Source organism: Microbacterium sp. LEMMJ01 (genome assembly GCF_002114135.1).
Classification (GTDB): Bacteria; Actinomycetota; Actinomycetes; order Actinomycetales; family Microbacteriaceae; genus Microbacterium.
This window is the reverse complement of the sequence record NZ_NCTV01000033.1, coordinates 231,409-250,160: the sequence shown is the minus strand read 5'-3', so window position 1 is coordinate 250,160 and position 18,752 is coordinate 231,409. Positions and strand designations below refer to the sequence as shown.

Annotated in this window: 16 protein-coding genes; 8 read left to right on the top strand and 8 right to left on the bottom strand. The window is 71.5% G+C overall.

The features are described from left to right. Positions 1 to 2: 2 nt before the first annotated feature. Genes hpaD through B7W94_RS12435 form a run of 4 tightly spaced genes read right to left on the bottom strand, consistent with a single transcriptional unit; the run spans position 3 to position 4,851 of the window. Positions 3 to 1,169: a 3,4-dihydroxyphenylacetate 2,3-dioxygenase gene (hpaD, locus tag B7W94_RS12450; protein ID WP_025103809.1), complete on the bottom strand. Its 1,167-nt coding sequence runs from the start codon at positions 1,167 to 1,169 to the stop codon at positions 3 to 5. Between the two features lie 30 nt (positions 1,170 to 1,199). After that, the gene (gene hpaE / locus B7W94_RS12445; RefSeq protein ID WP_085606817.1) at positions 1,200 to 2,699 is read right to left on the bottom strand and encodes a 5-carboxymethyl-2-hydroxymuconate semialdehyde dehydrogenase; all 1,500 of its coding nucleotides are present in this window, start codon (positions 2,697 to 2,699) and stop codon (positions 1,200 to 1,202) included. After that, entirely contained in the window at positions 2,696 to 3,382 is a 687-nt protein-coding gene (locus B7W94_RS12440; protein ID WP_025103811.1) for a GntR family transcriptional regulator, read from the bottom strand. The genes hpaE and B7W94_RS12440 overlap by 4 nt, the downstream gene beginning before the upstream one ends. After that, a complete protein-coding gene (locus tag B7W94_RS12435) occupies positions 3,379 to 4,851 on the bottom strand; it encodes a fumarylacetoacetate hydrolase family protein (protein ID WP_085606815.1) in 1,473 nt (490 codons plus the stop codon). Before B7W94_RS12435 ends, B7W94_RS12440 begins: the two co-directional genes overlap by 4 nt. 143 nt (positions 4,852 to 4,994) lie before the next feature. Between B7W94_RS12435 and B7W94_RS12430 the strand changes: the two genes are divergently transcribed. Then, the gene (locus tag B7W94_RS12430; RefSeq protein ID WP_085606813.1) at positions 4,995 to 6,374 is read left to right on the top strand and encodes an MFS transporter; all 1,380 of its coding nucleotides are present in this window, start codon (positions 4,995 to 4,997) and stop codon (positions 6,372 to 6,374) included. Between the two features lie 57 nt (positions 6,375 to 6,431). Here the strand turns inward: B7W94_RS12430 and B7W94_RS12425 are convergent, their stop codons facing one another. Beyond that, positions 6,432 to 7,139 (bottom strand): IclR family transcriptional regulator, encoded by a 708-nt coding sequence (locus B7W94_RS12425; RefSeq protein ID WP_085606811.1) that lies wholly within the window; start codon positions 7,137 to 7,139, stop codon positions 6,432 to 6,434. A 128-nt stretch (positions 7,140 to 7,267) separates the two neighbouring features. On the opposite strand from B7W94_RS12425, the gene B7W94_RS12420 reads away from it, so the two are divergent. The 6 genes from B7W94_RS12420 to B7W94_RS12395 all read left to right on the top strand — a co-directional run bounded on the left by B7W94_RS12420 (position 7,268) and on the right by B7W94_RS12395 (position 13,194). Further along, positions 7,268 to 9,139 carry an FAD-dependent monooxygenase gene (locus tag B7W94_RS12420; protein WP_025103815.1) on the top strand — a complete coding sequence of 624 codons (1,872 nt, stop codon included), beginning with the start codon at positions 7,268 to 7,270 and terminating at the stop codon, positions 9,137 to 9,139. 80 nt (positions 9,140 to 9,219) lie between these two features. Then, positions 9,220 to 10,194, top strand: coding sequence for an ABC transporter ATP-binding protein (locus B7W94_RS12415; RefSeq protein ID WP_085606809.1), 975 nt, complete (start codon positions 9,220 to 9,222; stop codon positions 10,192 to 10,194). 1 nt (position 10,195) lies between these two features. Beyond that, positions 10,196 to 10,957 carry an ABC transporter permease gene (locus tag B7W94_RS12410; protein WP_085606807.1) on the top strand — a complete coding sequence of 254 codons (762 nt, stop codon included), beginning with the start codon at positions 10,196 to 10,198 and terminating at the stop codon, positions 10,955 to 10,957. A 29-nt stretch (positions 10,958 to 10,986) separates the two neighbouring features. Continuing rightward, positions 10,987 to 12,114, top strand: a complete 1,128-nt coding sequence (locus tag B7W94_RS12405; protein ID WP_085606805.1) for a sensor histidine kinase — start codon at positions 10,987 to 10,989, stop codon at positions 12,112 to 12,114. Further along, positions 12,111 to 12,737: a response regulator transcription factor gene (locus B7W94_RS12400; protein ID WP_139833321.1), complete on the top strand. Its 627-nt coding sequence runs from the start codon at positions 12,111 to 12,113 to the stop codon at positions 12,735 to 12,737. Before B7W94_RS12405 ends, B7W94_RS12400 begins: the two co-directional genes overlap by 4 nt. A gap of 76 nt (positions 12,738 to 12,813) precedes the next feature. Further along, positions 12,814 to 13,194: a VOC family protein gene (locus tag B7W94_RS12395; RefSeq protein ID WP_025103820.1), complete on the top strand. Its 381-nt coding sequence runs from the start codon at positions 12,814 to 12,816 to the stop codon at positions 13,192 to 13,194. Between the two features lie 716 nt (positions 13,195 to 13,910). Here B7W94_RS12395 and B7W94_RS12390 read toward each other — a convergent pair. Then, positions 13,911 to 14,759: a PhzF family phenazine biosynthesis protein gene (locus tag B7W94_RS12390; protein WP_085606801.1), complete on the bottom strand. Its 849-nt coding sequence runs from the start codon at positions 14,757 to 14,759 to the stop codon at positions 13,911 to 13,913. Positions 14,760 to 14,785: 26 nt separating this feature from the next. Further along, complete coding sequence (locus B7W94_RS12385) at positions 14,786 to 16,528, bottom strand: thiamine pyrophosphate-binding protein (protein WP_085606799.1); 1,743 nt, start codon at positions 16,526 to 16,528, stop codon at positions 14,786 to 14,788. Positions 16,529 to 16,688: 160 nt separating this feature from the next. Here B7W94_RS12385 and B7W94_RS12380 point away from each other — a divergent pair, with 160 nt between their 5' ends. After that, on the top strand, positions 16,689 to 17,198 hold the full coding sequence (locus tag B7W94_RS12380; protein ID WP_060923485.1) for a phosphoribosyltransferase: 510 nt from the start codon (positions 16,689 to 16,691) through the stop codon (positions 17,196 to 17,198). On the opposite strand, the gene B7W94_RS12375 is transcribed toward B7W94_RS12380, so the two are convergent. After that, positions 17,199 to 18,737, bottom strand: a complete 1,539-nt coding sequence (locus tag B7W94_RS12375) for an ATP-dependent DNA ligase (RefSeq protein ID WP_085606797.1) — start codon at positions 18,735 to 18,737, stop codon at positions 17,199 to 17,201. Between the last annotated feature and the right edge of the window lie 15 nt (positions 18,738 to 18,752).

The window sequence follows — 18,752 nt, the reverse complement described above, 5'->3', positions numbered from 1 at the left end:
TCCTAGAGCTGGTGGCCGAGCTTGTACTCGCCCTGCTTGTACTCGGGCATCGAGGTCTCGCCCTCGTCCGCGCGGGTGTAGGAGAAGCCGTCGGCGCCGATCGTCACGGCCATCTCGCTGGAGTCCGTGCGGGCGACGACGGGCTGCGGGTTGCCGTCGAGGTCGAGCACGAGCGAGGCGTCGGTGTACCAGGAGGGCACCACAGGGGTGCCCCACCAGTCGCGGCGCTGGTTGTCGTGCACGTCCCAGGTGACGACCGGGTTGTCCGGGTCGCCGGTGTAGTAGTCCTGCGTGTAGATCTCGACGCGGTGGCCGTCCGGGTCGCGCAGGTAGAGGTAGAACGCGTTGGAGACGCCGTGCCGGCCGGGGCCGCGCTCGATGGCGTCGGAGCGGCGCAGCGCCCCGAGCTTGTCGCAGATCGCGAGGATGTTGTGCTTCTCGTGCGTCGCGAAGGCGACGTGGTGCATGCGCGGACCGTCGCCGCCCGTCGCCGCGGTGTCGTGCACGGTGGGCTTGCGGCGCATCCACGCGGCGTACACGGTGCCCTCGTCGTCCTGGATGTCCTCCGTCACGCGGAAGCCGAGGTCCTGGTAGTGGCGCACCGCGCGCGGCACGTCGGGGGTGACCTGGTTGAAGTGGTCGAGGCGCACGAGCTCGCCGGGGGTGTGCAGGTCGTACCGCCAGGACAGGCGCTCCACGTGCTCGGTGGCGTAGAAGAACTCGTACGGGAAGCCCAGCGGATCGACGACGCGCACGGAGTCGCCGATGCCCTTCACGAAGCCGTTCTCCTGACGACGGACGTCGCAGCCGAGCTCGGTGTAGAACTCCACGGCGCGGTCGAGGTCCTCCGCGGCGCGCACCCGGTATGAGAACGCGGCGACCGCGGCGATGGGCCCCTGACGCAGCACGAGGTTGTGGTGGATGAACTCCTCGGTCGAGCGCAGGTAGATCGCCTCGTCGTCCTCCTCGGTCACGTACAGGCCCAGGATGTCGACGTAGAACTGCCGCGAGGCGGCCAGGTCGGTCACGACGAGCTCCATGTACGCGCAGCGCAGGATGTCCGGCGGCGTGCTCTTCGGCGTCGCGACGGGGTTGTCGCTCTGGATCGGGGCCTCCTGGCTCACGTAGTAGCCGGAGGAGGTGAGGGTCTTGGCGGTCTTGTCGGTCATGTCAGCGTCCTTGCTTGTGTCCGGCGGGCGTCAGTTCTTGCCGAACGTGGGGTTGTGCGGGGTCGAGGCGAGCGTGATGTGCACGCTCTGCTGGTCGGTGTAGAAGTCGATGGAGCGGTAGCCGCCCTCGTGGCCCAGGCCCGACGCCTTCACGCCGCCGAACGGCGTGCGGAGGTCGCGGACGTTGTTGCTGTTCAGCCACACCATGCCGGCCTCGACGGACTGCGCGAACGTGTGGGCGCGCTTGAGGTCGTTCGTCCAGATGTAGGCCGCGAGGCCGTACTTCGTGTTGTTCGCGAGCGCCAGCGCCTCCTCGTCGGAGTCGAACGGGGTGATCGCGACGACCGGGCCGAAGATCTCCTCCTGGAAGATGCGGGCGTCGGGGGCCACGTCGGCGAACACCGTCGGGGCGACGAAGTTCCCCTCTTCGAAGCCCTCGGGACGACCGCCGCCGGCGACCAGACGGCCCTCGGTCTTGCCGATCTCGACGTAGGACCTCACCTTGTCGTAGTGCTCGGGGTGCACCAGAGCGCCGACCTCGGTCTCGGGGTCGTGCGGGTAGCCGACCTTGACGCGCTGCGCCTGCGCGGCGTAGCGCTCCACGAACTCGTCGTAGATCGAGCGCTCCACGATGATGCGGGACCCGGCGGTGCAGCGCTCGCCGTTGAGGGAGAAGACGCCGAAGATGGTCGCGTCGACGGCGGCCTCCAGGTCGGCGTCCGCGAAGACCACGGCGGGCGACTTGCCGCCGAGCTCCATCGACAGGCCCTTGAGGAACGGCGCGGCGTTGCCGAAGATGATCTGCCCCGTGCGGCTCTCGCCGGTGAAGGAGATGAGCGGCACGTCGGGGTGCTTCACCAGCGCGTCGCCGGCGTCTTCGCCGAGGCCGTTGACGAGGTTGAAGACGCCCTGCGGCAGGCCCGCCTCCTCGAAGATGCCCGCCCACAGCGAGGCGGAGAGGGGCGTGAACTCGGCCGGCTTGAGGACGACCGTGTTGCCGGTGGCGAGCGCGGGGCCGAGCTTCCAGGACTCGAGCATGAACGGCGTGTTCCACGGGGTGATGAGCCCGGCGACGCCGATCGGCTTGCGGTTGACGTAGTTCATCTGCTTGCCCGGCACCTTGAAGGCGTCGTCGGCCTGGGCGACGATCAGGTCGGCGAAGAAGCGGAAGTTCTCGGCGGCGCGGCGGGCCTGACCGAGGGCCTGCGTGATCGGCAGCCCGGAGTCGTACGACTCCAGCTCCGCGAGCCGGGCGTCGCGCGACTCCACGATGTCGGCGATCCTGTGCAGCACGCGCGAGCGCTCACGCGGGAGCATCCGCGGCCAGGGACCTTCGTCGAAGGCGCGCTTGGCGGCGGCGACGGCCCGCTCGATGTCGGCCTTCTTGCCGGCGGCGGCCGTCGTGTAGGTCTGGTTCGTCACCGGATCGAGCACGTCGAACGTGTCGCCGTCGATCGAGTCGACGAAGGCGCCGTCGATGTAGTGCTGGATGTGGTCGGGCAGGTCGGCGGGGATGCGGGAGTCGGTCATGATGCTTCTCCTTCGGCGGGGACGGAACGGGTGTGCAGGGCGTCGAGGAACGCGTCCCTCGTGCGCCACCGGTGGTTGCGGGCGGCGAGCTCGATCTCCAGCGGCTCGGCGCCGTCGCGGATCAGCTCGAGGATCTGGGTGTGCTCGTCGACCGAGTGGTGGGCGCGGCCGGGCACGTAGGCGAAGGTCGAGTCGCGGATGCCGGACAGCCGGGCCCAGCCGCGGTGCACGAGGTCGAGCAGGTGCGGGTTGGGGCACGGCTCGAACAGCACGGAGTGGAACTGCCGGTTGAGCTCGGTGAACGTGTGCGGGTCGAAGTGGTCGAGCAGGCGGCTCATGCGCTCGTTGACCTCGGCGGCCTGCGCGAGCGCGTCCGCGTCGAGCAGGGGAGCGGACAGCGCGGTGGCCGCCCCTTCGACGAGTCCGAGCGTCTGCATCGTGTGGGCGTACTCGCCCTCGTCCACGAGGGTCACGCGGGCGCCGACGTTGCGCTCGAAGGTCACGAGCCCCTCGGCCTCCAGGCGGCGGATCGCCTCGCGCACCGGGACCACGCTCATCCCCAGCTCCTCGGCGATCGGACCGAGGACCAGGCGGTAGCCAGGGCCGTAGGTGTGCGCCGAGATGCGCGCGCGGATCCAGGCGTACGCCTGCTCCGACTTGCTGGCGCTCTCGACCGTGCTCACTTCCGCTCCGCTCCGGTGCCGGTCGCCTGCTCGTAGCGGGCGCGCCATTCGGCGTTCATCGGGAAGAGGCCGTCGACCGGGTGCCCGGCGGCGACCTGCTCGGCGATCCAGGCGTCCTCGATCTCCTGGGCCACGGCGTCGGCGGCGACCTCGGCGGCGAGAGCCGGCGGGATCACGATCACGCCGTCGCTGTCGCCGACGATGATGTCGCCGGGCTGCACGGTGGCACCGCCGCACGAGATCGTCACGTCGACGTCCCACGGCACGTGCTTGCGGCCGAGCACCGAGGGGTGCGCACCCTGCGAGAAGACAGGAAGCCCGATCTCGGCGACGGCCTGGAAGTCGCGGACACCGCCGTCGGTGACCACGCCCGCCGCGCCGCGGGTCTGCGCGCGCAGGGCGAGGATGTCGCCGAGCGTGCCGGTGGTCGCGTCGCCGCGGGCCTCGATGACGATGACCTCGCCTGCGGCGACCGCGTCGAACGCGCGCTTCTGGGCGTTGTACCCGCCGCCGTGACTGCGGAACAGGTCTTCGCGGAACGGCACGAAGCGGAGGGTCTTGGCGGTGCCGACGATCTTCGTATCCGGGAGGTTGGCGGAGACGCCGTCGATGAAGCAGGAGTGGTGTCCGCGCTTGCGCAGCTGGGCCGAGAGGCCGGCGGTGGGGGCTTCGAGGAGCTGGGCGCGGAGCTCGGGGGTGAGCGTGGGCGCGGTGTCCTCGGCGGGCAGGCCGGCGAGCTCGCGGGAGCCCCAGGCCTCGGTGCGCTGGAGGTCGTCCACCGCGGGGAGCGAGCCGAGGTCGCCGTCGAAGGGGACATCCCCCTGCGTGACCGTCGTGACCAGGCGGCCGGACGTGGGGGCGCCGGGGGCGTCCGGGGCGTCGACCTCGATCTCGACCACGTCGCCGGGGACGATGACCGACGAGCCCGCGGGGGTGCCCGTGAGGATCACGTCGCCGGTCTCCAGCGTGAAGTGCTGGGAGAGGTCGGCGACGAGCTGGGCCAGCGGGAAGATGAGGCCGGCGGTGGTGTCGTCCTGGCGGAGCTCGCCGTTCACCCAGGCGCGCACGCGGAGGGCCGCCGGGTCGACCGTGCGGGCGTCGATCAGCTCCGGACCGAGCGGGGTGTACCCGTCGCCGCCCTTGGAGCGGACGTTGGAGCCCTTGTCGTTGGCGCGCAGATCGTAGAGACCGAGATCGTTCGAGGCGGTCACCCACTGCACGTGGTCCCAGGCGTCGGCGAGGGCGACCCGGCGGGCCGGGGCGCCGATGATCAGCGCGATCTCCCCTTCGAACGCGAGCAGCTCGGTGCCGGCGGGACGCTCGACGGTGCCGCCGGAGACCCCGACCGAACTGGCCGGCTTGAAGAAATAGGAGGGGTGGGCGGGGCGTCGACCGCGCTGGTCGGCCCGCGAGGCGTAGCTCAGGTGGATCGCGATGATCTTCCCCGGGCGGGCGATGGTGTCCGTCACGGATGCGCCTCCTCGCGCTCGTCAGGACGCATTGTGCGTCGTATCCGAAATCATATATCATCGTCTCACCCCTCGGCAAGCGGATCGGATTCACGTCCGGGCGCGCCGTGACAACGCGGTCACAAGCACAAAGGAGACACCCCATGAGCGGGCAGTCACAGGGTGGGTTCACGCCCACCGGAACCATCGCGACGGCGGCCGACCGGCGTCGTGTCGTCTTCGCCACCGTCGTCGGGACCACCGTCGAGTGGTACGACTTCTTCATCTACGCCACGGCGGTCGGGCTGGTCTTCGGACAGCTCTTCTTCGCGCCGCTCGGCGCCAACAGCGCTCTCGTCGGCTTCGCCACGGTCGGTGTGAGCTTCCTCTTCCGGCCCCTCGGCGCGTTCCTCGCCGGCCACTACGGCGACAAGCTCGGCCGCAAGGCCGTGCTGATGTGGACGCTGATCCTCATGGGGGCCGCGACCGCCCTGATCGGTCTGCTCCCCACGTACGAGACCATCGGCGTCATGGCGCCGATCCTCCTCGTGCTGCTGCGCATCGTGCAGGGCATCTCGGCCGGCGGCGAGTGGGGCGGCGCGGTGCTGATGGCCGTCGAGCACGCCCCGCGCAAGAAGCGCGGCATCTTCGGCGCCTCCCCGCAGATCGGCGTGCCGCTCGGCCTGCTGCTCGCGTCGGGCGTCATGGCGCTGATGACCGCGATCGCTCCGGGGGACCAGTTCCTCGCCTGGGGCTGGCGCGTGCCGTTCCTGCTGAGCGTCGTGCTGATCCTCGTCGGCTACTACGTCCGCCGTCGCGTGGAGGAGAGCCCGGTGTTCGCCGAGCTCGCCGAGCGCAAGGAGAAGGCGAAGATGCCGATCGTGCAGCTCTTCCGCAAGCACCTGCTGCTCGTCATCATCGCCGCCCTCGTCTTCGCCGGGAACAACGCCGTGGGCTACATGACCACCGGCGGCTACATCCAGGGCTATGCCACGAACCCCGAGGGGCCCATCGGCCTCGAGCGCGGGCCCGTGCTGTGGGCGGTCACCGGATCGGCCGTCACCTGGCTGCTCACCACGCTGCTGGCCGGCTGGGTGTCCGACCGCATCGGGCGTCGCACGACCTACCTCATCGGCTGGGTGCTCCAGCTCGTCGGCGTGTTCACGCTGTTCCCGCTCGTCAACACCGGCGAGGTGGGGCTGCTGTTCGCCGGTCTCGCGATCCTCACGATCGGCCTGGGCTTCACCTACGGGCCGCAGGCGGCGCTGTACACCGAGCTGTTCCCCGCGAGCATCCGGTTCTCCGGCGTCTCCATCTCGTACGCGATCGGCGCGATCGCCGGTGGCGCCTTCGCGCCCACGATCGCGACGTTCATCGTCGATCAGACCGGCTCCACCGAGGCGGTCACCTGGTACCTCGCGGGCATGACCCTCCTCGGCCTCGTCGCCACGCTCCTGCTGCGCGACCGCTCGGGCATCCCGCTCGGTCCAGACCACGAGGAGGAGCAGTCCGTCAGCCCGATCCGCGGGCTCGCGAAGGTCTGACCTCCCTGCCACGAGAGCGCACGTCCCTGAGGGGCGTGCGCTCTCGTGCGTTCCGGCTCAGCCCTCGAGGGCCTCGCGGATGAGGTCGGCGGAGCGCCGGAGGCGCGCGGCGATCTCCCCGTCGTCCAGGTCGGTCGCGACGTGCACGACCGCGATCGCGGCGGGACGCTGGCCGCGCAGACGCAGCGGGACGGCGACGGACTGGACCGTGGGGATGACCTCGTCGTGGCTCGTGGCGTAGCCGCGCGCGGCGGCGCTGTCGACGTCGGCGCGCAGGGCGGGGGAGATGGCGACGGGAACCTCCGCGCCGTCGAGCTGCGCGAGGATCGCCTTCCCGGGAGCGCCGACCGTGACGGAGTGCCGCGCGCCGGGCCGCTGGGCGACGCTGGCGACGGCGTGCCGCGGCTCGACGCTGGCGAGGGTGATGCACTCGGCCCCGTCCAGGACGGCGAGGAAGCAGGTCATGCCGAGCTCGTTCGCGATGGCGGTGAGCTCCGGCAGGGCCTCGGCCTGGAGGTCGTGGGCGACACCGGCGGCGAGGGCGGCCATGCGAGCGCCGAGGCTCACGGCGCCGCTCGCGTCGCGGGTGACGAGACCGTGATCCTCGAGGGTGCGGAGAAGCCGGTAGGCGATGGAGCGATGCACCTCGAGGCGTCCGGCGATGTCGTCGATGGTCAGCGCACCGCGGGCGTCGGCGAGCACCTCGAGGATGCGGATGCCGCGGCTCAGCGTCTGCGAGGCGGGGGCGGCGGGGCGCTCGGGCATGGCTCTCCTTGCGATGCGCGAGGCACCGGTCTAGGCTGTGTTCAATAGTAGAACACTGTGTTCGAATATAGAACACCGTGTTCCTGGACGCAACACCCGACGAAGACGTCCGGAAGGAATCGACGACGATGCAGTTCCACCACCACGGCTATGTGTCCGGAGACCCGCGCGTGCAGGACGCCGCCGGCACCGGGATCGACCGCCCCGCCGCCCTGCCCGACGAGGTCGACGTCCTCATCGTCGGCTCCGGGCCCGCGGGCATGCTGCTCGCGGCACAGATGTCGCAGTACCCCGACATCACGACCCGCATCATCGAGAAGCGCGAGGGCCGCCTCGTCCTCGGACAGGCCGACGGCATCCAGCCCCGCAGCGTGGAGACCTTCCAGGCCTTCGGCTTCGCCGAGCGCATCATCGCCGAGGCCTACAACATCGGCTGGATGAACTTCTGGGGCCCCGACCCCGAGCACCCCGATCAGATCGTGCGGACCACCCGCACCGCCGACTACGCCTACGACATCTGCGAGTTCCCGCACCTCATCGTCAACCAGGCCCGCGTGCTGGACTACTTCGCCGAAGCGGCGGCCGACGGCCCCGGACGGATCGTGCCGGACTACGGCGTCGAATTCCTCGGGCTCACCGTGCATGAGGAGGGCGAGTACCCGGTCGAGGTGCGCGTCCGCCATGTCGGCGAAGCCGACGAACGCGTCGTCCGGGCGAAGTACGTGGTGGGCTGCGACGGCGCCCGGAGCGGCGTGCGTCAGGCGATCGGACGCACGCACGTCGGCGCGAGCGCCGCGCACGCCTGGGGCGTCATGGACGTGCTCGTCAACACCGACTTCCCGGACTGGCGCACCAAGTGCGCGATCAACTCGAAGGCGGGCAACATCCTGCACATCCCGCGGGAGGGCGGCTACCTCAGCCGCATGTACATCGACCTCGGCGAGGTCGCGGCGGACGACGACCACCGCGTGCGCCAGACGCCCATCGAGGAGATCATCCGGCGCGCCAATGCGATCCTCCACCCCTACACGCTCGATGTGAAGCAGGTCGCCTGGCACAGCGTCTACGAGGTCGGCCACCGTGTGACCGACGGCTTCGACGACGTCGACCCCGGCGTCGACCGCAGCCCGCGCGTCTTCCTCACCGGCGACGCCTGCCACACCCACAGCGCCAAGGCCGGCCAGGGCATGAACGTGTCGATGCAGGACGGGTTCAACCTCGGCTGGAAGCTCGGTTCCGTGCTGAGCGGCCGTGCGCCCGAGTCGCTGCTGGCCACGTACGGCGCCGAGCGTCGTCCCGTCGCGCAGCAGCTCATCGACTTCGACCGCGAGTGGTCCAGCCTCATGGCGCGCAAGCCCGAGGAGATCTCCGACCCGAACGAGCTGGCCACGTACTACCTGGCGACGGCCGAGTTCCCGTCCGGGTTCATGACCCAGTACACGTCCTCCATGATCACCGGCACGGACGCCCACCAGGCGCTCGCCGTCGGGTACCCGCTGGGCAAGCGCTTCAAGTCGGCGGAGGTCGTGCGGGTTGGGGACGGCAACGTCGTCCACCTCGGACACCACGCGAAGGCCGACGGCCGGTGGCGGGTCTACGCGTTCGGCGACCGGACCGGCGAAGCGCTCGCCGCGTGGGCGGAGATGGCGGCGCCCGTGTTCGCACGGTTCACCCCGGCGGACGCCGACGCCGACGCCGTGTTCGACGTGAAGGCCGTGTATCAGCAGCCCTTCGAGGAGGTCGAGGTCACGACGACGCCCGAGCTCTTCCAGCCGAAGACCGGCCCGCTCGGACTCACCGACTGGGAGAAGGTCTACGCGGCCGGCCCGAGCAAGTGGTGCGGCACGGACATCTTCGAGGCGCGGGAGCTGTCCCGTGACGGCGTCGTGATCGTCGTGCGCCCGGACCAGTACGTCGCCGCGATCCTCCCGCTGGACGGGGTGGACGGCGTGGACGAGCTGGCGGGCTTCCTGGACGGGGCGCTGCTTCCCGCGCGCTGAACCTCGGCATGACACGTGTCATGCCGAGGAGATGACACCGCCCTCCGGACGGCCGCGCGCTCCGGCGCGAGGCTGGAGGCATGAACGAGACATCCGTGCAGGAGGCGGCACCGCGCGTCGCGTCGTCCTCCGCGTCCCCCGCCGTCGATGACAGACCCGTGGCGCTGGAGCTGATCGACGTGCGCAAGCACTTCGGCACCGGCGAGCGCCGCGTGCCGGCCGTCGACGGTGTCGACCTCTCCATCCGGCGCGGCGAGGTGGTCGCCCTGCTCGGCCCCAACGGCGCGGGCAAGACCACCACGCTCGACATGCTCCTCGGGCTCACCGCCCCCAGCAGCGGGACCGTGCGCGTGCTCGGGGCGGCTCCGGAACGGGCCACCGCGAACGGGGCCATCGGAGCCGTGCTGCAGACCGGGGGCCTGCTCGGCGACCTCACCGTCGGCGAGACCGTGCGGCTGATCGCCTCGCTGTACGGGCGGGAAGCCCTCGCACGCGTGCCGGAGGTGATGCGCCGTGCCGACCTCCCCGGTCTCGCGCGCCGCCGGGTGTCCAAGTGCTCGGGCGGCGAGCAGCAGCGCGTGAAGTTCGCGCTCGCGATGATCTCCGATCCCGACATCCTCGTGCTCGACGAGCCGACCGCCGGTATGGACGTCACCGCGCGGCGCCACTTCTGGGACGTGATGCGTGCCGACGCGGACGCGGGGCGCACGATCGTGTTCGCCACGCACTATCTGGAGGAGGCGGAGCAGTTCGCCCGCCGCACGGTGGTCATGCATCGGGGCACCGTTGTCGCGGACGCGCCCACCGCCCTGCTCCGTGCGAGCCTGGGCGAGCGTACGGTCTCGGCCACCGTGCCCGACGTGTCGGACGCGCTGGTCGCCGCCCTGACCGCCGCGGAGGGCGTGAACGGTGTGCGCATCGACGGGGACCGCCTCAGCCTCCGCGCCACCGACTCCGACGCCGCCGCCCGCCTGCTGCTCGACGGGGGAGCGCACGACCTGGAGATCGCCGCCCCCACGCTCGAGACCGCCTTCACCGCCCTCACGGAGGACTGACATGACCACGACCGTCTCGCCCACCATGCTGCGCATCGAGGGGCTGCGCCAATTGCGCAACCCCTACACGCTCGCCTTCACCCTCGCCATGCCCGTGGCCATGTACCTGCTCTTCGGTGCGGGCATGGGGTACGGCACGCTCTCCGCCGGCAACGGCAACGTCTCCTTCTCCGTGATGGTCTCGATGGCGGCCTACGGCACCGCGGTGGCGATGAGCTCGCTCACCTCGCTCGCGGCCACCGAGGCCAAGCAGGGGTGGGGAAGGCAGCTCGCGATGACGCCGCTGACGACCACCGGCTACGCCCTGACGAAGCTGCTCACCGCCGTGTCGTTTGCGGCGCTCGCCCTCGTCGCGGTGTTCGTCGCCGGGCTGCTCACCGGGGCGGAGGCGGACGGCGCCTGGCGCTGGGTCGTGACCGCCGCCCTCATCCTCGGCATCGGCCTCATGTTCGGCCTCTACGGGCTCGGGGTCGGCCTGTTCTTCGGCTCCGACTCCGCCGCCGCGCTCGCGTCCATCTCGATGACCTTCTTCGCCTTCTTCGGCAACGTGTTCATGCCGCTCGACGGCGTCATGCTCGACATCGCCCGATTCACCCCGTTGTACGGCTTCGTCGCCCTGAGTCGGTGGCCGCTGACGGAGGGCGTGCTGACGACGGGGCAGACGGATGAGCTGTGGATGCTGCTCCTCAACGTCGCGGTCTGGCTCGTCGTCTTCGCGGTGCTGGTGACGGTGGGCGTGCGGCGCTCGCGGTCACGACGGTGAGCGCCCCGGCGCGACAGTAGGTTGGACGGATGACGATGCAGGAGGGCCGGGAGGCGGACGCCCGATCCGGGACGGGCAAGGACCCTTGGGCGCGGTTCGGCTGGCTGATGGCGGTCGTCTGGCTCGTGTTCCTGATCTATCCGGTCCTCGCGCTGCTCGCCTCCGCCGCTCCGCCGGCGTGGGTCGTCACGGGGTGGGTGGCGCTGGTCGCGTTCATCGTCCTCTATGTGACGGGGTTCCTGCACGGCATGCGCGGCGGAGGGGGCCTCGGTCGCACCCCCTCGCGGCGACAGTGGATCACGTTCGCCGCGCTCATCGCGTGCGCGCTGGTCACGATCCCGGCCGTGGGCGGGTCGGCGCTGAGCTTCCTGCCGTTCATCATGTCGTTCGCCTCGTACGGACTGACCCGTGCTTGGCACTGGATCACGACCATCGCCGCGCTCGTGGTGGCGGCCGGCTGCGTCTTCCTCATCCCCGACAACCTCTCCTACCTGTCCGTCCTCGCGATCGTCGCCCTCCTCGGCGTCGTGAACACGGTCTCGACCTGGCTCATCGTGCGCTCGGCGGAGGCGGAGCGGCTGGGCAGGGAGCTGGCGACCAGCGAGGGGCGGGAGGCCGTGGCGCGCGACGTGCACGACCTCATCGGCCACTCGCTGACGGTCGTCGGACTCAAGGCCCAGCTCGTGCGGCGGCTGATGGACTCCGACCCGGAGCGCGCCAAGGCCGAGCTCGCCGACATCGAACGTCTGACCGCGGAGGCCATCGCCGGAGTGCGGCAGACCGTCGCGGGTGCGCGGGCGACGACCCTCGTCGAGCAGCTCGCGTCGACCGAGGATTCGCTGCGCGCCGCGGACATCGCGCTCGTCGTGGACGGGACCCCGGACGCCCTCTCGCCGGTCCAGGCGATCACGGCGAGCTGGATCCTCCGCGAGGCGACGACCAACACGCTGCGGCACTCCGGTGCCGCGGCCGTCCGTGTGCGCATCGCTCCGGGCGTGCTCACCGTGGAGGACGACGGTGTCGGGCCCGCGTCCGCGACCGGGCATCGCGAGGGCAACGGCATCCGGGGGATGCGGGAGCGCGCGGCGGCGGCCGGCGCCGGGTTCGCCGTGCGGCCCGGCGAGGCGGCGGGCACGCGGGTGGAGGTGACGTGGTGACGGCGGCCCCGACGGTTACGATCCGGCTGCTCATCGCCGACGACCAGGCCCTCGTCCGCGGGGCGCTCGGGGCCCTGCTCGACCTGGAGCCGGATCTCGAGGTGCAGGGCCTGGCGGCGGACGGCGCGGAGGCGCTGCGCCTGGCGGAGGAGCTGCAGCCGGACGTGTGTCTGATGGACATCCAGATGCCGGGGGTGGACGGCGTCGAGGCGACGAAACGGATCCGCGCGGCCAGCCCGCAGACGCGCGTGCTCGTGGTGACCACGTTCGCGCGACCCGGGTACCTGCGCGCGGCGCTCGACGCCGGGGCGAGTGGGTTCGTGGTGAAGGACACCCCGGCCGAGGAGCTCGCCGCGGCCGTGCGCCGCGTGCACGCCGGACTCCGGGTGCTCGATCCGAAACTCGCCGAGGAGAGCCTGTTCGAGGGAGCCAACCCGCTGAGCGACCGGGAGCGGCAGGTGCTGCGGCTGGCCGCCGACGGACGATCCGCGGCGGCCATCGCGGCGGAGGTCTTCCTGTCGGCGGGCACGGTGCGCAACCACCTCTCCGCCGCGATCGGCAAGACCGGCGCCGAGAACCGGGCGCAGGCGGTGCGGATCGCGTCCGACAAGGGCTGGCTCTGACGCCTCTGGCGGGTGTCGGAGGCCGCGCGTACTGTGAGGGCCGACGGGTGACGGAGCCCGACAGGAGGAGTGCGTGATGGACTGGAAGATCGAACTCATCTTCGTGCCGGTCAGCGATGTCGACCGGGCGAAGGACTTCTACGTGAAGATCGGTTTCCACGCCGACCATGATCAGGTGCCGTACGAGGGCCTGCGCTTCGTGCAGATGACCCCGCCGGGATCGGCCTGCTCGATCGCCTTCGGCACGGGGCTGACCAGCGGCTTGGAGCCGGGGCAGCAGAACACCATCCAGGTGGTCGTCCCCGACGCCGACGAGGCTCTCGCCCATCTGCGGGGGCTCGGGGTGGAGGCCGAGGGCGTGGACGAGCAGGACTGGGGCCGTTTCGTGCGCTTCGACGACCCGGACGGCAACACCTGGACCCTGCAGGAGCTCCCGGACTACAGCGCCCAGGGCTGACGACGGTCCCCGGGCCGGGTCTAGGGATGGGGGCCGTGTCCGGTTCAGGTTCGTCCCGGGTCCGGTTCGGGTTCATCGGCTGGGGGTCGTGTGCGGTCACAGATGCACGACCTCGGGACGGATGCACGACCGGCGACAGTGTCTGGTCGCGCAGACGGAACGGAGTCGTGCATCTGTAGGCGGGCTCGGGACGCGGGGCCCTGTCGGGGCGGAGACGTACGACCTGGGGACGAGTGCACGACCAGGTGACGGATGCACGACCCGGGTGACGGGTGCACGACCGGGTGACGGATGCACGACCCGGGTGACGGGTGCACGACCGGGTGACGGATGCACGACCAGGGGACGAGTGCACGACCTGGGGTGAGTCGTGGTCGTGCACCCGTCACCGGGTCGTCCTTCCGTGCGTCATGCCCATGTGTGCTGTATGTCGCGCCGGGGCGGTCGATGTCTCGTCGGCCGCGACGGATGCACGACCGGGTGACGGATGCACGACCGAGGGTGGGTATCGGTCGTGCAGACGGCCCCGGGTCGTGCAGGTGGAACCGGGGACGTGCAGAGTGGAACCGGGGTCGTGCGGGTGTGCCTGTCGGGAAGTGCCGGAGTCGGGAGACGGGTGCACGACCGGGTGACGGATGCACGACGGGGGGAGGGGGTGCGGTCGTGCGGGCGGAACCGGGTCGTGCAGGCGGTCCGGGATCAGGGAGGTCCGGGGGTCAAGGGAGGCGGGTGGCCCTGCCCGAGACGACGAGGCCGCCGGAGGCCGGGATTGCGACGCGGAGTTCGCTCGGGCGACCGACGTGGGCGCCCTGATGGATCCGGACGGTGTCGCCCGGATAGCCCTGGGCGCGGAGATAGGCGCCGACCGAAGCGGCCGCGGACCCCGTCGCGGGATCTTCGGTGATGCGCCCCACGGGGAACAGGTTGCGGGCCTGGATCTCGGCCGGATCCTCGGCGTGCAGCACCGTCACCGTGCCGTGCCAGCCTTGTGCGCGCATGAGAGTGGCGACCTCGGCGGGGGAGAAGCGGAACTGATGGAAGAGCTCCCGGTCGGCGACGAAGACGATCGGATGCCAGTTGCCCGCGAACGCCTCACGGACCGGGAAGCGCGGGTCGACATCGGCCGGCTCCATCCCCAGCAGCGCGAGGAGGCGGTCACGCACGACGGGGTCGAGGTCGCGCACCTCCGGCTCGACGCTCGTGAACGACACCGTGACGCGGCCGTCCGCGTCCGCGAAGGACTCCATCGACACGTCTCCGGCCGCGGTCTCGAACACGACCGTCCCCGGACCCTGCCGCTCGGCGAGGGCCACCGCGGTCGCGACGGTCGCATGCCCGCAGAACGGCACCTCCGCAGCCGGCGACCAGTAGCGCACGCGGAAACGGGAGCCGTCCGCCGCGGCGTCCTGCACGAACGCGGTCTCCGAGTAGCCGACCTCGGCCGCGATCCGCTGCATGTCCGCCTCGTCGAGCCCGTCCGCGTCGAAGACGACCCCGGCGGGGTTGCCGCCGTCCGGCGTCGCGGCGAAGGCGCTGTAGCGCAGGACCTCGGGAGCATCCGTCATTCCGGGAGCCTATCGGCCCGCACAGGTCAGGAGTTCACGCGGATGATCTCCTGCTGGTACGGCGCGATCACATCGCCGGAGATCCGGAGGTCGAGGACGAGGAAGCGTCGGGTCGCCGGGTCCTCCTCGGCCCACGCAGCGAGGCGATCGAGGTCGTCCAGCGTCCGCACCACGACGCCCTCGGCGCCGACCGCGGCCCCGAACGCGGCGAAGTCGACCTCGGGGATGCGCATCGGACCCTCGGCCAGGCCCTTCAGCCCGTAGAGGTTGACCTCGGCCCCGTACGCGGCGTCATTCCAGACCACGGCCATGCCGCGTCCGCCCGCCGCCCGGACGGCCGATTCGAGGTCGGCGATCGCCATGAGCCCGCCGCCGTCGCCCGAGGTGAGCACGATGGTCGCGCCCCGACGCGCGAGGGCCGCACCCACCACGCTGGGCCAGCCCTGTCCGATCGACTGGAACGCGGTGCCGATCATCATCATCCGGTCGGGCGCGGCCACCGGCCAGTACATGTTCGCCCAGCCGATGAAGTGCCCGCCGTCCGACACCACGACGCGGTCTTCGGGGAGGAGCTCGGCGATCCGGCGCGCGGCGGAACGCGGGTCGAGGCGGCCGTCCGGCGCGAGCTCGTCTCCCGGCTCGTACGCGCGGGCCGCGGCGACATCGACCGTCTCCCGCCACGGGCGGGCGGGCACAACTGCGGAGTCCGCGCTCGACACGCCGCCGGAGTCGGGGGTGGCCCCGGCGAGTCCGACGGCATCTCCGAAGTTGTGCTCGGAGAAGTCGTGTCCGGAGGAGAGGCGGGTGACGAGGGCCTCGGCGGCGAGGCGGGCGTCGGCGCGGACGAAGCCGCCGACGTGGGCGTGCGTGGCGGCCGGAGCGGTGTCGATCTGGTACACCCGGGTGCCCGGGGCGAACAGGTCGCCGAAGCGCATCGTGAACTGGTTGAGGCTCGCGCCGAAGACCACCGCGACGTCCGCGGTCCGCACGAGCTCCATCGCCCCCTCGGCGCCGAAGCCACCGGTGACCCCGAGGTCGTACCGGGCGTCCGGGAAGATGCCGCGGCCGAGGGCGGAGGAGGCGGTGAGGGCCCCTGTCTGCGCGGCGAGGGCGCCGAGAGCCTCGCCCGCGCCGGCCAGCCACGCCCCGCGCCCGGCGAGGAGGAACGGACGCTCGGCGTCGCGCAGGGCGGCGGCGATCTCATCCAGCATGCCCTCGGCGAAGTCCCCGCGCGGGGCGAGCGGCGCGGGGAGCCGGGGAGCCGGGGCCGTCGGCACCGCGCCGGCCTCGAGGGCGGCCACGTCGTAGGGGATGGCGAGCACGACGGGCACGCGATAGGTGAGGGCGTGCTCGACGGCGATGACGGTGGTCGCGGCGGCATCCGTCCGCCCGACGGTGTAGGTGCGCGCGCCCACCGCCGAGGCCAGAGCGATCTGGTCCACGTCCCACGGCCGCGGCCCCGATGTGGGCTCGTCACCGACGACGAGGACGAGCGGCACGTGCGCCTGCACGGCCTCGGCCAGCGCCGTGATCGTGTTCGTGAAGCCGGCGCCGTAGGTGGAGGTGCCCGCGGCGATGCGGCCGGAGGCGCGGAAGTGCGCGTCGGCGGCGACGACCGCGCCCTGCTCGTGACGGACGGCGGTGAAGGTGGCGTCGGTCTGCGTCTCGAGGGCGTCGAGGAAGTAGGCGTTGCCGTTGCCCATGACGCCGAAGACGGCATCGACGTGCTGGGCGAGGGTGAGGGCGACGTGCGCGGAGACGGAGGGCATGGAGAAGCCTTTCGAGACAGGGACGGAGAAGGGGGATCCGTATGTGTCTCGCCCTCGCGGCGATGCGAGGTGCTTCGTGCCTCTTTTTCAGGCACCGGCGGGGCCGGACCTGCTCAGTCTAGCGGCGGCCCGGACGGAGCGGATGCGCGAGAATGGACCGATGACGGATGCATCGATCGAGCGCGAGACGCTCACGTGGGACGGCTTCGGCGCGGCGACGCGCGATCTGGCGCGGAACATCATCGCGACGGGCTTCGAGCCGGAGGTCGTGGTGGCCATCGCGCGCGGCGGCCTGCTCCCGGCCGGCGCCATCGCGTACGGGCTCGGCGTGAAGAACTGCGGCGCCATCAACGTCGAGTTCTACACCGGCATCGGCACTGTGCTGGACGCCCCGGAGGTGCTGCCACCCGAGCTCGACATGGCCTACCTCGACGGCCGCCGCGTGCTGCTCGTGGACGATGTCGCCGACTCCGGTCGCACGCTGGCGCTCGCGGTGCAGCTGCTGCAGGAGAAGGGCGCCGACGTGCGCTCGGTCACGATCTACACCAAGCCCTCGACGATCATCCAGCCGGACTTCGCGTGGAAGGACACCGACCTCTGGATCGACTTCCCCTGGTCGTTCCGCGGTACCGTGCGTCAGGAAGACGAGGGACTGCCGCCCACGGCCTGATCAGGAGTCGTCCGCGGCACCGCGCCGCAGGGCCAGGAGGGTCTGGATCGTGTCGGCCTCCGCAGCGGTCTTGTCCGGGCGGTAGCCCTTGACCCGGGCGAAGCGGAGGGCGAGGCCGCCGGGGTAGCGCGGGGACCGCTGAACGCCGTCGATCGCGATCTCGACCACGAGCTCCGGCCGGAGGAACACCGTCGACGCGGAGCGATGGGACTCGTGCGCCGGGAACTCGTCGGTCTGCCACTGCAGCAGCGCGTCGGTGAGGCCCTTGAACGTCTTGCCCACCATCACGAAGCCGCCGGGGTCGCCGAAGTCGCCATCCGGGTCCCGTGCGCCGAGGTGCAGGTTCGACAGCCATCCGCGCCGTCGCCCCGACCCCCACTCGGCGCCCAGCACGACGAGGTCGAACGTGAGGACCGGTTTCACCTTGACCCAGGACTTGCCGCGGCGACCGGCGGCATACGGCGCATCCACGGCCTTCACCAGCACGCCTTCATGACCGGCCGCCAGGGCTTCACGGGACAGGCGCTCGGCCTCCTCCGCGCTGTCGGTCACGATGCCGGGCATGCGCCACTCGCCGGCGACCTCGGCCAGGACCCCCTGACGCACTGACAGCGGCTCGTCCAGCAGGTCGCGGCCGTCCACGTGCAGGACGTCGAAGAACCAGGGCCGCAGGGCGAGCTCGCGCGCGGCATCCGCACCGAACCGGGACATCGTCTCCTGGAACGGCCGGGGACCGCCGTCCTCGTCGAGCGCCAGGGTCTCGCCGTCGAGGATGACCTCCTGCGCGGGAAGGCCGCGGACGACCTCGACGATCTCGGGCAGGCGGTGGGTGACGTCGGCGAGGCTCCGCGTGTAGATGCCGACCTCATCGCCGCGGCGGTGCACCTGGATGCGCGCGCCGTCGAGCTTGTACTCGACCGAGGCGCGTCCGGTGATCTCGAGGGCGGCCGTGGGCGTCGGCGCCGTGGCCGCGAGCATCGGGAGCACGGGGCGACCCACCCGGAGCCCGACCTCGTCGAGCGCTCCCTCGGCACCGGTGAGCGCGAGGAGCGCCGTCTCGCCGAGGTCGCCGGAGAGCATGGCGGCTCGTCGCACGGTCGCGGCCGGAGCCTCGGCGGCGCGGGCGATCGCGTCGAGCAGCACGCGGCCCAGCGCCCCGGTGCGGAGCTCCCCGAGCATGGCTCTGGTCAGGAAGTCCCATTCGGGAGCCGTCGCGCGGGCGGCAAGATCGTGCAGGAGCGCGCTGCGGACACCGGCTGATCCGGAGCCGGACGTGTGCACGAGGGTGTCGAAGGCGTGGTCGACCTCCGCGATGGTCAGGGTCGAGGTCGCGCTGTGCTCGATCGCGAGAGCGGTCAGCCCCCGCCAGCCCACGCCGAGGCGACCCTGGCGGGGCGTGGCGAGGAGCAGCCCCACGAGAGGGGCGATGTCGTCGGCGTCGGCCCGGCGGAGCAGCGCGGCGATCGCCTCGATCTTGGCCAGACGGGACGAGGTCGCGGCGACCTGGTCGGTGGTGGTGACGAGCTCCGAGAGCAGCATGCGGGCATCCTCCCA